Raw genomic sequence first — 13012 nt, 5'->3', positions numbered from 1 at the left:
GTCGGAGCGGCCACGGCCGGCGGAGCCGGGTAGGTCGGGGCGGGCGGGGACGGCTCCGCGGTCTGCTGGTCCTCGGGGCGGTAGCGGCCCTGGTCCAGCAGGGCGTACCGGGACTCCGGCGGCGCCGGATCGGGCCGGTAGCCGCCGTCGAGCAGCGCGTACCGGGACTCGACGGGGGCGCTGCCCCGGCCGCGCGGCGGCGCCGGCTCCGGGTCGGTCCGGTAGGCCGGCTCGGCCCGCCAGGACGGCTCGGCGGGGTGTCCCGGCTCGGTGTGGTACGCCGGCTCCCCGCGGTACGGCGGCTCGGCACCGTACCCGGGGGCGGCCCGGTAGGCCGGCTCCCCGCGGTAGGTGGCCTCGGCCCGGTATGTCGGCTCGGCGGGCGGCCCGACGGGCTGCGCCCGACCGGTCCAGCCGGCGCCGGCGGTGCGCCGGGGCAGCGGCTCGGGCGGCGGCGGGTGCTCCTCGACGCGGTCCGCCTCGGTGTGCTCCGCGCCGCGGGCGAGCCGGGCCCGGTCGAGCAGCGCCCGCCAACGCGGTGCCGGCTCAGCCTGCCGACCCCAGCCGGTCTCGCTGCCGTCCACGGCTCCGCTCCTCCCCAGCCCCATCGATCATTGCCTGACAGGCTACGAACGAAACCCTATTCGGACCACACCTTGCTTCGCACACCACCCAGTGCCCCTACGTGCCACCGGTCCGGCCGGTCGCCTGTCGACGAGCCTGTCTCAGGAGGTGGGGACGGGGTTCGGGGGTCCCGCGCCCGTCGCCGAACGGCCGGGGGAGGGTGAGGACCCGCTCACCGTCGGTGCGGCTTCCGACGAATCGCCCACCCCGGGGGCGGCCGGGTCGGCCAGTCCGGTGTCGGCCGGCGGCCGGACCACGTCCCGCTGCTCGGGCAGCGGCGGGGTGAACACCGTACGGTCCAGCCGGCGCACCTCCGGCGCGGCGTCGACCACCCGTACGCCGGGACGGGCGGCCAGGGCCCGCAGGGCGTCGGGGGTGTCCCGGACCACGGCGGCGTACACGCAGGCGCAGCCCGAGCGGTACGCGGCCGCCTCCCGGGCCGAGACCGACGCGCCCGTGTCGTACACCCGGCGCAGCTCGGCGTCGGCGGCAGCCGACGGGGCGGCGGCGCGGACCCGGTAGTCGGCGGCCTCCCGGTCCTTGCGGGCGGCCACCTCGGCCATCCCGGCGACCACGTCGTCGGGCAGGCGCATCGCGGCGATCCGGACGATCTCGGTCTGCCGGCCGGGCAGCGGCACCCGGGCGACCACCGCGGAGACCGGGGTGCCGCCCAGCGTGTCGGCCAGCCGGGCCGGCGTCAGGTACCCCGCGAACGAGACCAGGGCATGGTCGCCCGTGCCCGGGGTGGCCGGTGCGGCCAGGGCGGCCAGCTCGGCGGCGGCGGCCCGCTGGTAGTCCGGGATCGAGTCGCCGTCCGCCACGCCGACCCGGGTGACCTCGCCGACCGTGCGGTCGACCACCGGCTCGCGCCGGCGGTCCCACAGCGCGGCGGCCAGCACCGCCAGCGCGCAGGCCAACGCGATCCAGGTGAGCAGGCCCGAGCGCGACGGCCGGCGCCGGGGCGGGCGCGGCGGCACGTCGGCGGGCACGGTGCTCGTCGGGCGGTCCATGGGCGGCGGTCAGTCGTGGAGGATCTCCAGCGCCCGGGCCAGGTCGTCCGGGTAGTCGCTGACGAAGGTGACCTCCTCACCCGTACGCGGGTGCAGAAAGCTCAGCGAGCGGGCGTGCAGCCACTGCCGGGTCAGCCCGAGCCGGGCGGAAAGCGTCGGGTCCGCGCCGTAGGTGAGGTCGCCCACGCAGGGGTGCCGCAGGGTGGAGAAGTGCACCCGGATCTGGTGGGTACGCCCGGTCTCCAGCTTGACGTCGAGCAGGCTGGCCGCCGGGAACGCCTCCAGGGTGTCGTAGTGGGTGACGCTCGGCTTGCCGCCGGAGACCACCGCCCAGCGGTAGTCGTGGTGCGGATGCCGGTCGATCGGGGCGTCGATGGTGCCGCGCAGCGGGTCCGGGTGGCCCTGCACCACGGCGTGGTAGCGCTTCTCCACCTCGCGGTACTTGAAGGCCCGCTTCAGCGCGGTGTACGCCTGCTCGCTCTTGGCCACCACCATGATCCCGGTGGTGCCGACGTCGAGCCGGTGCACCACGCCCTGCCGCTCCGCGGCGCCGCTGGTGGAGATCCGGTGGCCGATCGCGGCCAGCCCGCCGATGACGGTCGGGCCGGTCCAGCCGGGACTCGGGTGGGCGGCCACGCCGACCGGCTTGTCCACCACCACGATGTCGTCGTCGGCGTGGACCACGGTCAGGCCCGACACGGCCTGCGGCACCACGGTCGGCGGCGCTGCCGGCGCCGGCAGCGTCACCTCCAGCCAGGAGCCGGCCTTGACCTTGTGCGAGTTGGCTCGTACGACGCCGTCGACCAGCGCGTCCCCGGCGTCGACGAGGGCGGCCGCGGCGGTCCGCGAGAGCCCGAAGAGCCTTGCGACGGCCTGGTCGAGCCGCATCCCGTCGAGGCCGTCCGGGACCGGCAGGGACCGGTGGTCGCCACCGGCGGCGAAGACGGAGGTCACGCCCGCCCCCGCGGCTCGCCGCCGTGGGCTGCCTCGGTGGTCATGGGCTCGGCGGTCTCCGCCGGCTCGACGCCGGCCCGGCCGCCGTCGCGCTGCCGGCCGGTCAGCTCCAGCAGCACGGCGAGGACCACCCCGCAGACCAGGGAGCTGTCGGCCAGGTTGAACACCGGCCACACCTGGCCGTACGGGTCGAAGAGGCTGATCATGTCGACCACGTGGCCGACGAAGTGCCCGGGCGCCCGGAAGATCCGATCGGTGAGGTTGCCCAACGCCCCGCCCAGCACCAACCCGAGCGAGACGGCCCATGGCAGCGAGCGCAGCCGCAGCGCCATCCAGCCGATCCAGGCGATGACGCCGAAGGTGATCAGCGGGAAGACCCAGGTGTGGTCGGCGCCGATGCTCCAGGCCGCGCCGCTGTTGCGGGTCAGGGTGAGATAGACGGTGCCGCCGAGCAGCGAGACCGGGCCCCGGCCGGTGAGCGACGAGAGCGCGAGCTGCTTGGTGACCAGGTCGGCGACGAGCGAGAGCAGGGCGACGCCGAGGAGGATCCCGACCGTCCTGGATCGGGGCGTGCCGGGGCGCGACTCAGCCGTGCCGGACCTGGCGGGCGGTGCTGCGGTCATCTGCTCCCCATCGACGCTCGCGACGGTGACCCTCACCGTCTTGCGGTCAAGCCGCCGGGGGGGCGTGCCTCAGCGGCGCTCCTCCAGCTGCTTGCAGGTCACGCAGAGGGTGGCCGACGGGAAGGCGGCGAGCCGCTCCACCGGGATCGGGTTGCCGCACCGCTCGCACCAGCCGTACCCACCCTCGTCGAGGCGCTCCAGGGCCCGCTCGACCTGCGTGATCCGTTCCTTGATGCTGTTGGCGAGGGAGATCTCCTGCTCCCGCTCGAACGTCTTGGTGCCGGTGTCGGCCTGGTCGTCCCCGGCCGAGTCGGTCAGCCGGTCGCGCTGCAGCTCGGTAATCTCGCTCAGCGTCTGATCGTACTCGGCGCTGAGCTCATCCCGCCGTGCCGCCAACGCGGCCCGGATCTTCTCGGTCTCGGCCGCGCTGCGGGTGGCCTTCGCCACCGGCTTGCGGCCGGCGGTCCTGGTGTCGACTGGCTTCGCCATCGTCAGCTCCCTCGGCCGCGTACTGCGGCGGTCGGCGGTGCCTGGGCAAGAGAAACCGGCACCGGTGTCCCCCGTGCATAAAACGGACGCACGGCCACTCGGGCCGTGCACTCCGGAGGTTGGCAAGAATACGGAACGTACAGGCGTCCGACAACGTGCCGCACCGTCGCACCGCGATTCAGCCCCGAACAGCCACTAATCGGGGCAAAGGGAACGCTAGCAGATCATTCGTCCCGGTCCTCGCCGTACTCGCCAAACCAGCGGGCCAACCGGCCCCGGCGGCTCACCGCGCGCAGCCGCCGCTCCACCTCGTCCCGGACCTCCGCGGTGGCCACGATGAGCAGGCTGTCGCCGACCTTGAGCCGGGTGCCCGGGCCGGGCACGAAACCCGCCCCGTCACGCAGCACCAGGGTCACCGAGGCGCCCACCGGCAGCCGCAGCTCGTCCACGTGCACCCCACCCAGCCGGGAGCCGGGCGGTACCGCCACCTGAAGCAGGTCGGCCCGCATCCGTTCCAGCGGGGCCGTCTCGACCAGCACCTCGGCCGCCTCCGCGGGGGCGGTCACCCCGAGCCGGCGGGCCGCCCGGGCCAGGGTCCCGGCCTGGAGCAGGGTGAAGATCACCACCAGTACGAAGACCGCGTCGAAGAGGCGATCCGCGCCGGGCACCCGGAGCGAGAGCGGAATGGTGGTCAGCACGATGGGCACCGCGCCGCGCAGCCCTGCCCAGGACAGGAAGAGCTGCTCACGTGGGCGGAACCGGAAGGGCAGCGCGGAGACCGCCACCGACAGCGGCCGGGCGAGGAGCACCAGGGCCAGCCCGGTGACCACCGCCGGCAGCACCGCCGCGCCCAGCCGGCCCGGCACGACCAGCAGCCCCAGCAGCACGAACAGGCCGATCTGGGCCAGCCAGGCCAGCCCGTCGGCGAACCCGAGAATGGCCTGCCGGTGCGGCAGCCGGGCGTTGCCGAGCAGCACCCCCGCGACGTAGACGGCGAGGAACCCCGAGGCGTGCAGCACCGAGCCGGCCGCGTACGCCAGCACCGTGAAGCCGACCACCGCGATCGGGTACAGGCCGGCGGACGGGAGCGCCGCCCGGCGCAGCGCGTACCGGCCGGTGATCCCGGCGGCCACCCCGACGATGGTGCCGACGCCCAGCTCGTACCCGACCAGCAGGACCTCGTACCACCAGGGGTGGGCGGCCGCAACGTCCCGGGACAGCAGCAGCACCACGATCACCGCGGGGGCGTCGTTCATGCCCGACTCGGCTTCCAGCGTGGCCACCAGCCGGGGCGGCAGGCGCAGCCGGCGCAGGGTGGCGAAGACGGCCGCCGCGTCGGTGGAGGAGAGCACCGCGCCGTAGAGCAGCGCCAGCCGCCAGTCCAGCCCGAGCAGCAGGTGCACCACGACGCCGACCACCAGGATGCTGACCAGCACGCCGACCGTGGAGAGCGCGGTGGCCATCCCGAGCACCGGGCGCAGGGTGCTCCACCGCGCCGTGAGCCCACCCTCGGCGATGATCACGATGAGGGCGCAGAACCCGAGCACCCGGGTCAGCTCCACGTCGTGGAACCGGTGGTTCAGGACCTCGTCGACCGCGACCCCGAGCGCGAGGTAGACGAGCAGACTCGGCACGCCGAGCCGGGTGGAGAAGCGCACCGCGCCCACCGCGACCAGCAGGACGGCCGCACCGAGCAGCAGCCCGAGATCGAGCCCGGGGGTCATCCGCGGCCGGCCCGGGCGGTCCTCACTCGACCGATCCGTCCCGCAGCCGACGCAGCACGTCGGGCACGCCGGGAGCCGGCCGCTCGACCAGGAAGAGCTTGTCCCGGCTGGCCGCGCCGGCGCGCAGGGAGACCACCGCCGGCCGGACGCCGAGAGCCTTGGCGAGGGCCCGCCGGGCCGCCTCGGTGGCGCGGCCGTCCACGGCGGGGGCGGTCACGGCGACGACCAGGGCCGGCCCGTGCGGGCCGTCGAACCGCCCGCCGACCCGTGCCCGGGAGGAACCGGGCTTCACCCGTACGGCGACGGTGAGGGACTCCCCGGTCACCACGATCGGTCCGGTGGCAGGTCGGGGAGCAGGGCGGTGACCGGCGCGCAGTCCGCGCACGGGGTGAAGCCCATCTGGACCGCCTCGCCGACCGGCAGCGGCTCGTCGTCCCAGCCCATCAGGTGGGGGCAGTCGGGCAGGTGGAACCGCGGGTGGCCGTCGACCACCCGGACGTCAGCGAAGATCCCGGCCAGCCGATCGGTCTGCGCCGGCGACAGGGGCTGCGCGGGCGGCTCGAAACCGAACGCGTCCCCGGCGGCCGGCGAGGTGGGCACCGGGGCGTCCGGAACGGAACCGGCGCCGTCCCCGGCGGGCTCCCGCGGGCCGGGCGGGACGAACGGCGTGTGCGCCTCCGGCGGTGGAGCGTACGGGTCGGCCACCGGCGGCCCGGATGGTTGCCGCCATCCGGATCCGCCGGTGCCGACCGTCGACGGGTTGTGCTGGTCCGGTATCTCCGGCTCCCCGAGCCAGGGCTCGTCGAGGGGGCCGGAGGGCCCGGTGCGGATGCGCGGGCCGGTCATGCGGTCCGCCGCGGTCCGGTTGGCGGCCACCTGGCGGGCGCCCGCGACGAGGGCCACGGCGGCCAGCAGACTGGCCGCAATGGAGGCGATCAGCAGCGGACTGGACCCACTGGCCAGCCCGGCCACCAGGAGCACGACCGCGACGAGGATGAGCAGGATGCTGGCGACTATCACGGCTCACCCCCGCCGCGTCGTGTCGGTTCTGCGCGGCCGGCGATCGTCGACCGACGACCGCGGGATCAGCGGCCGGACTCGAGCGAGCCTGCGCGACCGCCGCCATAGGAGCTGGCGAGGCCTGCGGTGGCGAGGCCGTTGCTGCCGCCCCCGGCGGCACGGTTGCCGTCGGCGCGGTTGATCTCGGCCTCGAGACCCTGGCCGCGGCCGTCGAGGTCACGCAACTGGCTCTCCAGGTACGCCTTGAGGCGGGTGCGGTACTCGCGCTCGAACTGCTTGAGCTCCTCGATGTGCTTCTGCAGCGCGGTGCGCTTGGCGTCCAGGCCGCCCATGGCCTCCTGGTGCCGCTGGCGGGCGTCCCGCTCGAGGGCGTCGGCCTTGGCGCGCGCCTCGCGGGTGACCTCCTCGGCCTTGGAACGGGCCTCGGTGAGCAGCTGGTCGGCCTCGCGGCGGGCGTCCGTGACGTGGTCGTCGGCGGTGCGCTGGGCCATCATCAGCACCCGCAGGGCCTGCTGCTCGCCGTCGGCGGCGGTGGCGGCCGGGCTGCCCTGGGCACGGACCTGCTCCAGCTCGGACTGCATCGCCCGGGCCGCCTGCTCGGCGGCCGCCTTGTCGCGCTGCACCCGGTCGAGCTGGGCCTTGACCTCGTTGAGCTCCGCCGCGAGCCGGGCGTCGCCGCCGGGGCCGGCGGGAGCGCCACCCCGACCGCCGCGCTCCACCTGGGCGCGCAGCTCGTTGTTCTCCTCGATCAGACGGGCGAGCTCACGCTCGACCTCGTCCAGGAAGGCGTCGACCTCCTCCTCGTCGTACCCCCGCTTGCCGATCGGCGGCTTTTTGAAGGCGACGTTGTGGACGTCGGCCGGGGTCAGCGGCATCGAAACTCCTCGGGTCAGTTGCGGCCGCGAAAAGCGCGCTGGTCAGGCAAATCGGATGATCAGCGGCGTTAACACAAACCTCATCAGCACGAACAGGATAACCAGGAGCACAAGCGAGGCCAGGTCGATGCTCACGGTACCAATTCGCAGTGGTGGGATCACACGCCTCAACGCTCGCAGGGGCGGATCAGTGACGCTCCACACCGACTCAAGTCCCGCCGACGCTCCCCGTCCGGGTTGCCACCGGCGACCGTACGCCAGCACGGCACTGAGAACAAATCGGGCCAAAAGCACAAGGAGGAACAGGTAAACGATCAGGTAGAGCACCTGGAACAGGATCGACAACACAGCAGACGACGTCCCTCGGTCGTGCGGGCTAGCTCAGGCTGAAGAAGCCGCCCTCAGCGATCTTGGCCTTGTCCTCCGCGGTGACCTGGACGTTGGCCGGTGAGAGCAGAAACACCCGGTTGGTCACGCGCTCGATCGTACCGCGCAGTCCGAATGCCAGCCCGGCGGCGAAGTCCACCAGTCGGCGGGCATCCGCCTCGTCCATCTCGGTGAGGTTTATGATCACCGGTACGCCGTCCCGGAAGTGCTCGCCGATGGTGCGGGCCTCGCGGTAGGTGGTGGGGTGCAGGGTGGTGATCTGGTAGCGCTGCTCCTCCTCGGCCACCACCGCCCGCTCCCGAGACTGCACCTGCGGCGCGAGGGCGAGGTTGTCCCGGGTGTGGTAGGTCAGCGCGCTGGAGGTCTCGCCGGCGCCGGAACGGGTGATCGACCGGACGCTGGACCGCTCGGTCCGCTCCGGGCGCTCCTGGCGCTCGACCTCGACCCGGTCAGGGTCCATGCGGCTCGAGGCGCGCTCGGAGATCCGGCCGCGGTCGCCGAGCCGGCTACGGCTCGCCGGCAGCTCCTCGGACTCCTCGTCCTCGTCATCGGCGAACTCCTCCGCGTACCTGCTCGACCGGTAGCGCGAGTCCCGGTAGCCACCCTTGTCGTAGCCACCGTCCTCGTACGCCCGCTCGTCGTCCTCCTCGACGAGCCCGAGCCAGACCCCCGCCTTGCGCAGTGCGCCCATCCCCGCGCCCTTCCGTCCGCCGTGCGGCACGCCCCCGTGCCGTGTCGCTTGATCACGAGTGGACACCAGATGCCCACCGGACCGGATCGGCGATCCCCCGGCGAGCGGTTCGCGATCCGCCCACCATGGCCCCCGGCTGTGGGAACGCCGTTCCTAACCACACTGATGTAATTTGCTTCTTCGCGGCCAGGCTACCCCAGCGTGGGGCGCATTCCGAGCAACGCGCTGCCGACGCGGACATGTGTCGCGCCGTACCTGACCGCAATTTCCAGATCGCCGCTCATCCCGGCCGACAGCGCGGTCGCCTCCGGATGCCGTACGCGGAACCGCTGCGCCACCTCGGCCAGCCGGGCGAACGCGCGCTCCGGCTCCCAGCCCAGCGGAGCCACCGCCATCAGCCCGCCCAGTCGCAGCGCCCCGGCGCCGGCCACCGCCTCCGCCACCGGGTCGAGCCCCCGGTCGGGATCCGCCGAGTCGGGCAACGCGCCACCCCGGGCCGCGTCGCCGTCGATGCTGACCTGCACCAGCACCTCCAACGGCCGGTCCCGGCCGGCCGCCGCGGCGGCGTCGAGGGCGGTGGCGAGCCGCACGCTGTCGACCGACTGGACGACGTCGGCGTACCGGACCACCGAGCGGCACTTGTTGCGCTGCAACTGGCCGACGAAGTGCCAGCGGGGGGTCACCCCGGCCGCGGCCACCTCGGCGGCCTTCGGTGCCGCCTCCTGGTCACGGTTCTCCCCCACGTCGGTCACCCCGAGCCCGGCGAGGGCCACCACGTCGCCGGCCGGGTACGTCTTGGTCACCGCGACCAGGGTGACCTCACCACGGTCCCGGCCGGCGTCCGCGCAGGCGTCCGCGATGCGGGTGCGTACCCGGGCAAGCCCGGCCGCGAGCTCGGCGCGACGGTCGGGCCGCACCGGGGCAGGTGTGTCGGTCATCGGTGCGGCTCAGGACCCGTTCTTGAGGAAGTCGGGCACGTCGACGTCGTCGAAGAGCACCCGGCGCGGCGACTGCTGCGGGGCCGGCATGGTGGCCGGCGGCGCGACCGGCGCGTTCGGCTGGGTCGGCTGGTTCTGGTTGGGCTTGCGGGTCGGCTCGACCGCCTTGTACGCGGGCGTACCCCCGTCGAAGCCCGCCGCGATCACGGTCACCCGCACCTCGTCGCCGAGCGCGTCGTCGATGACCGCACCGAAGATGATGTTGGCCTCCGGGTGCGCCGCGTCGGTGACCAGCTGCGCGGCGTCGTTGATCTCGAACAGGCCCAGGTCGGAGCCGCCGGCGATGGAGAGCAGCACGCCGCGCGCGCCGTCCATGCTCTGCTCCAGCAGCGGGCTGGAGATGGCCGCCTCGGCCGCCTCCACCGCACGGTTCTCGCCCCGGGCGCTGCCGATGCCCATCAGCGCGCTGCCGGCGCCGCTCATCACGCTCTTGACGTCGGCGAAGTCCAGGTTGATCAGACCCGGCGTGGTGATCAGGTCGGTGATGCCCTGGACACCGGAGAGGAGCACCTGGTCGGCGGTGCGGAAGGCGTCCATCATGGAGATGTTGCGGTCGCCGAGCGCGAGCAGCCGGTCGTTCGGGATGACGATGAGCGTGTCGCACTGGTTGCGCAGCTCCTCTATGCCCGCCTCGGCCTGCACCTGACGGCGCTTGCCCTCGAACGAGAACGGCCGGGTGACCACACCGATGGTGAGCGCGCCGAGCTTGCGGGCGATGTTCGCCACCACCGGCGCGCCGCCGGTGCCGGTGCCGCCGCCCTCGCCGCAGGTCACGAAGACCATGTCGGCGCCCTTGAGCACCTCCTCGATCTCGTCGCGATGGTCCTCGGCGGCGTTCTTGCCGACGTCCGGGTTCGCGCCGGCGCCCAACCCCCGGGTCAACTCCCGGCCGACGTCGAGCTTTACGTCGGCGTCGCTCATCAGCAGCGCCTGCGCGTCGGTGTTGATCGCGATGAACTCGACGCCCTTGAGCCCAACCTCGATCATCCGGTTGACGGCGTTGACGCCGCCACCCCCGATGCCGACGACCTTGATGACCGCCAGGTAGTTGTGCGGAGGTGTCATCTCCGGTCCTTTCCCCTCGAGATTGGCATGGCCGACCCCACGGCTTGGCCGGACCAGCGGTGGAGCATCGCCCCAAAACGGGGCCGTCGACCGAAACCCTCACCCTCTACTAGAGGCTTAGAGCAATGTCAACCACTGATCTCTTCGGGGCAACGTATGCGCCGCCGCGCGATGAGCCAAGGACCTTTTCGGCGTGTCGCCGGCCGGAGCGGGACGGCTCACTCTCCTGACCGGCGGATCACCGGAAGGTGACCACGTCCGGCGCGCTGACGTCGATCGTGTCGGCCTTCCGACCGAGCAGCGCGGTGACCACCTTGGACTTGTCCTCGCCCCGGGTGGCGTCCCCCCAGACGACCATCCGGTCGTTGCGCAACCGCAGGCTGATCCGGGCCAGCCCGGCCACCTCCACGGACACCAGCTCGGCACGCAGCTGCGGGCTGAGCACGGCGAGCACCTCCAGCCCGGCCCGGGTGTCCAGGTCGTCCGGGGCCGGCCGGCCCACCTTCATCACCGCCAGGCCGTCTGGGAGCCGGGGCACGGTCTGGAAGACCACGCCGGTCCGGTCGACCACCGCGTACCCGTCGCCCTGCGGGACCGCCGCCGCCGGGGTCCGCTCCACCACCCGGATCACCAGGGTGCCCGGCCAGTCCCGCTCCACCGTGGCCCGTTCCACGGGCGCGAGGGTGCCGACCCGCCGCGCGGTCGCCGTCAGGTCCACCCGGGCCAGCGGCGCGTCGTCCGGGACGGCCGCGGCCTCGCGTACCTCGACCGGGGTGACCAGCTGCGCGCCGACCACCCGTACCTGACGGACGCCGAACAGGCCGGTGCCGAGCACGGTCCAGGCGACCAGCCCGGCGATGGCGAGCACGGCGGCGGTGACCGCCCAGGGCATCGCCGCGCGCATCCGGCGTCGTCGGGCCCGCGCCATGAACCGCCGGGTCGACGGCGGCACCGCGTCCGCGCCGGCCCGGACCAGCTGCCACCGCCGCACCGGGTTGCGCCGGCCGGCCCCGCCGTCCTGACCCGGTGTCCGGCCGCGGGCCGGGCCAGGGCTCATCCGGCGGTGGCCGCCGCGCCGTCCGGATCGGCACCGGTGCCGACCGCCGCCGCGTCGCCCGCCCCGGCGGCGGTGCGGGCCAGCAGGGCGTCGAGCAACTGGTCGCCCATCAGCGAGATCGGCGGCGCGCCCATGGTCACCACGACGTCGCCCGGCCGGGCCCGGCGGGCCACCTCGGCCGGCACGTCGTCCCACGCCTCGACGAAGACCTTCCGGTCGGCCGGCAGCGACACCGCCTCGACCAGCGCGACCGAGCCCTCGCCCGGTTGGCGCAGCTCGCCCGGCCCGAAGACCTCCAGCAGCACCAGCTCGTCGGCGATGCCGAGGGCGGCGGCGATCTCCGCCTGGAGGTCGCGGGTGCGGTAGAGCCGATACGGCTGGAAGACCACGACCAGCCGGCCCTCACCGGCCACCTCACGCAGCGTCTGCAAGGCCAGCGTCATGGCGGTCGGGTGGTACGCGTATTCGTCGTAGACCAGCACGCCGTCCGCGACACCCTTGCGCTCGAAGCGCCGCCGCACACCGGGGAACGCGCCCAGCGCCGCCTCGGCCGCCTCGATCGGCAGCTCCAGCAGGTACGCGGCCAGCACCGCCGAGGCGCTGTTCAGTCCCATGTGCCGCCCCGGCACCGGCATCCGGATCTCGCCCAGCGACCGGCCGTCGATCTCAGCCAGGTAGCGCACGCCCTGTGCGGACGAGGCCATCCCGCTCAGCCGCAGGTCGGCGTCGGGCGACTCGCCGTACGTCCAGACCCGGCGGCCCTCGGCGCGCAGCGTCTCGGCCAGCCGCCGGCTCCCCGGGTCGTCGGCGCAGGTGATGATGAACCCCGCCGGGTCGGTGAGCCGGGCGAAATCGGCGAACGCCGCCTCCAGGGTGGCCAGGTCGCCGTAGGTGTTGAGGTGGTCCGCCTCGATGTTCGTGATGATCGAGACGTACGGGCGGTAGATGAGGAACGAGCGGTCGCTCTCGTCCGCCTCGACCACGAAGTGTTCACCCGTGCCGTGGTGCGCGCCGGAGCCCACCTCGGAGATCTCCCCGCCGATCACGAAGGACGGATCGGTGCCTGCCTGCTGCAGCACCATGGTCACCATCGAGGTGGTGGTGGTCTTGCCGTGCGTACCGGCGACCGCCACCGTCCGGCGGCCGGTCATCGCGGCGGCCAGCGCCTCGGAGCGGTGCAGCACCCGCAGGCCGCGCCGGCGCGCCTCGACCATCTCCAGATGGTCCTGCGGGATGGCCGAGGAGTAGACCACCGTGTCCACACCGTCCAGGTTGGCCGCCTCGTGACTCATGTGCACAGTGCCACCGAGCGCCCGCAGGCCGGCCAGGGACGGCCACTCCCGCAGCTCGCTGCCGGAGACCGGCAGGCCCCGGGTGAGGAAGAGCCGGGCCAGGCCGCTCATGCCGACCCCGCCCACCCCGATCAGGTGGATCCGGCCCAGGTCCTCCGCCGTCATCGTGCCGGCGGGGGTGAACTGCGCGGTGTTCATGAGCG

Annotated in this window: 14 protein-coding genes and 1 pseudogene; all 15 read right to left on the bottom strand. The window is 73.8% G+C overall.

Annotation, left to right across the window (positions count from 1 at the left end; translation table 11 throughout):
- Positions 1 to 584 (bottom strand): annotated as a pseudogene (locus tag ACNAW0_RS19445) (ATPase); the annotation flags it as partial.
- A gap of 141 nt (positions 585 to 725) precedes the next feature.
- Positions 726 to 1634: a hypothetical protein gene (locus ACNAW0_RS19440; RefSeq protein WP_416289339.1), complete on the bottom strand. Its 909-nt coding sequence runs from the start codon at positions 1632 to 1634 to the stop codon at positions 726 to 728.
- Between the two features lie 9 nt (positions 1635 to 1643).
- Positions 1644 to 2588: an RluA family pseudouridine synthase gene (locus ACNAW0_RS19435; protein ID WP_416289338.1), complete on the bottom strand. Its 945-nt coding sequence runs from the start codon at positions 2586 to 2588 to the stop codon at positions 1644 to 1646.
- The gene (lspA, locus tag ACNAW0_RS19430) at positions 2585 to 3211 is read right to left on the bottom strand and encodes a signal peptidase II (RefSeq protein WP_416289337.1); all 627 of its coding nucleotides are present in this window, start codon (positions 3209 to 3211) and stop codon (positions 2585 to 2587) included. Before lspA ends, ACNAW0_RS19435 begins: the two co-directional genes overlap by 4 nt.
- Before the next feature lie 69 nt (positions 3212 to 3280).
- Positions 3281 to 3700: a TraR/DksA family transcriptional regulator gene (locus tag ACNAW0_RS19425; RefSeq protein WP_091196111.1), complete on the bottom strand. Its 420-nt coding sequence runs from the start codon at positions 3698 to 3700 to the stop codon at positions 3281 to 3283.
- A gap of 224 nt (positions 3701 to 3924) precedes the next feature.
- A complete protein-coding gene (locus tag ACNAW0_RS19420; RefSeq protein ID WP_416289336.1) occupies positions 3925 to 5424 on the bottom strand; it encodes a potassium/proton antiporter in 1500 nt (499 codons plus the stop codon).
- 22 nt (positions 5425 to 5446) lie between these two features.
- On the bottom strand, positions 5447 to 5752 hold the full coding sequence (locus ACNAW0_RS19415; RefSeq protein ID WP_416289335.1) for a DUF167 domain-containing protein: 306 nt from the start codon (positions 5750 to 5752) through the stop codon (positions 5447 to 5449).
- Complete coding sequence (locus tag ACNAW0_RS19410; RefSeq protein WP_416289334.1) at positions 5746 to 6444, bottom strand: hypothetical protein; 699 nt, start codon at positions 6442 to 6444, stop codon at positions 5746 to 5748. The genes ACNAW0_RS19415 and ACNAW0_RS19410 overlap by 7 nt, the downstream gene beginning before the upstream one ends.
- Positions 6445 to 6509: 65 nt before the next feature.
- Complete coding sequence (locus ACNAW0_RS19405; RefSeq protein ID WP_416289333.1) at positions 6510 to 7319, bottom strand: DivIVA domain-containing protein; 810 nt, start codon at positions 7317 to 7319, stop codon at positions 6510 to 6512.
- 42 nt (positions 7320 to 7361) lie between these two features.
- Positions 7362 to 7667, bottom strand: coding sequence for a YggT family protein (locus ACNAW0_RS19400; protein ID WP_416289332.1), 306 nt, complete (start codon positions 7665 to 7667; stop codon positions 7362 to 7364).
- Between the two features lie 28 nt (positions 7668 to 7695).
- The gene (locus ACNAW0_RS19395; RefSeq protein ID WP_416289331.1) at positions 7696 to 8397 is read right to left on the bottom strand and encodes a cell division protein SepF; all 702 of its coding nucleotides are present in this window, start codon (positions 8395 to 8397) and stop codon (positions 7696 to 7698) included.
- A 191-nt stretch (positions 8398 to 8588) separates the two neighbouring features.
- Positions 8589 to 9335 (bottom strand): YggS family pyridoxal phosphate-dependent enzyme, encoded by a 747-nt coding sequence (locus ACNAW0_RS19390; protein WP_416289330.1) that lies wholly within the window; start codon positions 9333 to 9335, stop codon positions 8589 to 8591.
- Positions 9336 to 9344: 9 nt separating this feature from the next.
- Positions 9345 to 10460: a cell division protein FtsZ gene (gene ftsZ / locus ACNAW0_RS19385; RefSeq protein ID WP_416289329.1), complete on the bottom strand. Its 1116-nt coding sequence runs from the start codon at positions 10458 to 10460 to the stop codon at positions 9345 to 9347.
- A gap of 238 nt (positions 10461 to 10698) precedes the next feature.
- The gene (locus tag ACNAW0_RS19380; RefSeq protein ID WP_416289328.1) at positions 10699 to 11517 is read right to left on the bottom strand and encodes a cell division protein FtsQ/DivIB; all 819 of its coding nucleotides are present in this window, start codon (positions 11515 to 11517) and stop codon (positions 10699 to 10701) included.
- Entirely contained in the window at positions 11514 to 13007 is a 1494-nt protein-coding gene (gene murC / locus ACNAW0_RS19375; RefSeq protein ID WP_416289327.1) for a UDP-N-acetylmuramate--L-alanine ligase, read from the bottom strand. Before murC ends, ACNAW0_RS19380 begins: the two co-directional genes overlap by 4 nt.
- Positions 13008 to 13012 lie beyond the last annotated feature (5 nt).

The organism is Micromonospora sp. SL1-18 (genome assembly GCF_047921505.1).
In the GTDB taxonomy this organism is placed as follows: Bacteria; Actinomycetota; Actinomycetes; order Mycobacteriales; family Micromonosporaceae; genus Micromonospora.
This window is presented reverse-complemented; position numbering and strand designations above follow the sequence as displayed.

Coding starts and splice junctions, on each gene's coding strand:
- murC (WP_416289327.1), bottom strand. CDS start 13,007: ATGAACACCGCGCAGTTCACCCCCGCCGGCACGATGACGGCGGAGGAC.
- lspA (WP_416289337.1), bottom strand. CDS start 3,211: ATGACCGCAGCACCGCCCGCCAGGTCCGGCACGGCTGAGTCGCGCCCC.
- ACNAW0_RS19395 (WP_416289331.1), bottom strand. CDS start 8,397: ATGGGCGCACTGCGCAAGGCGGGGGTCTGGCTCGGGCTCGTCGAGGAG.
- ftsZ (WP_416289329.1), bottom strand. CDS start 10,460: ATGACACCTCCGCACAACTACCTGGCGGTCATCAAGGTCGTCGGCATC.
- ACNAW0_RS19440 (WP_416289339.1), bottom strand. CDS start 1,634: ATGGACCGCCCGACGAGCACCGTGCCCGCCGACGTGCCGCCGCGCCCG.
- ACNAW0_RS19425 (WP_091196111.1), bottom strand. CDS start 3,700: ATGGCGAAGCCAGTCGACACCAGGACCGCCGGCCGCAAGCCGGTGGCG.
- ACNAW0_RS19390 (WP_416289330.1), bottom strand. CDS start 9,335: ATGACCGACACACCTGCCCCGGTGCGGCCCGACCGTCGCGCCGAGCTC.
- ACNAW0_RS19380 (WP_416289328.1), bottom strand. CDS start 11,517: ATGAGCCCTGGCCCGGCCCGCGGCCGGACACCGGGTCAGGACGGCGGG.
- ACNAW0_RS19405 (WP_416289333.1), bottom strand. CDS start 7,319: ATGCCGCTGACCCCGGCCGACGTCCACAACGTCGCCTTCAAAAAGCCG.
- ACNAW0_RS19420 (WP_416289336.1), bottom strand. CDS start 5,424: ATGACCCCCGGGCTCGATCTCGGGCTGCTGCTCGGTGCGGCCGTCCTG.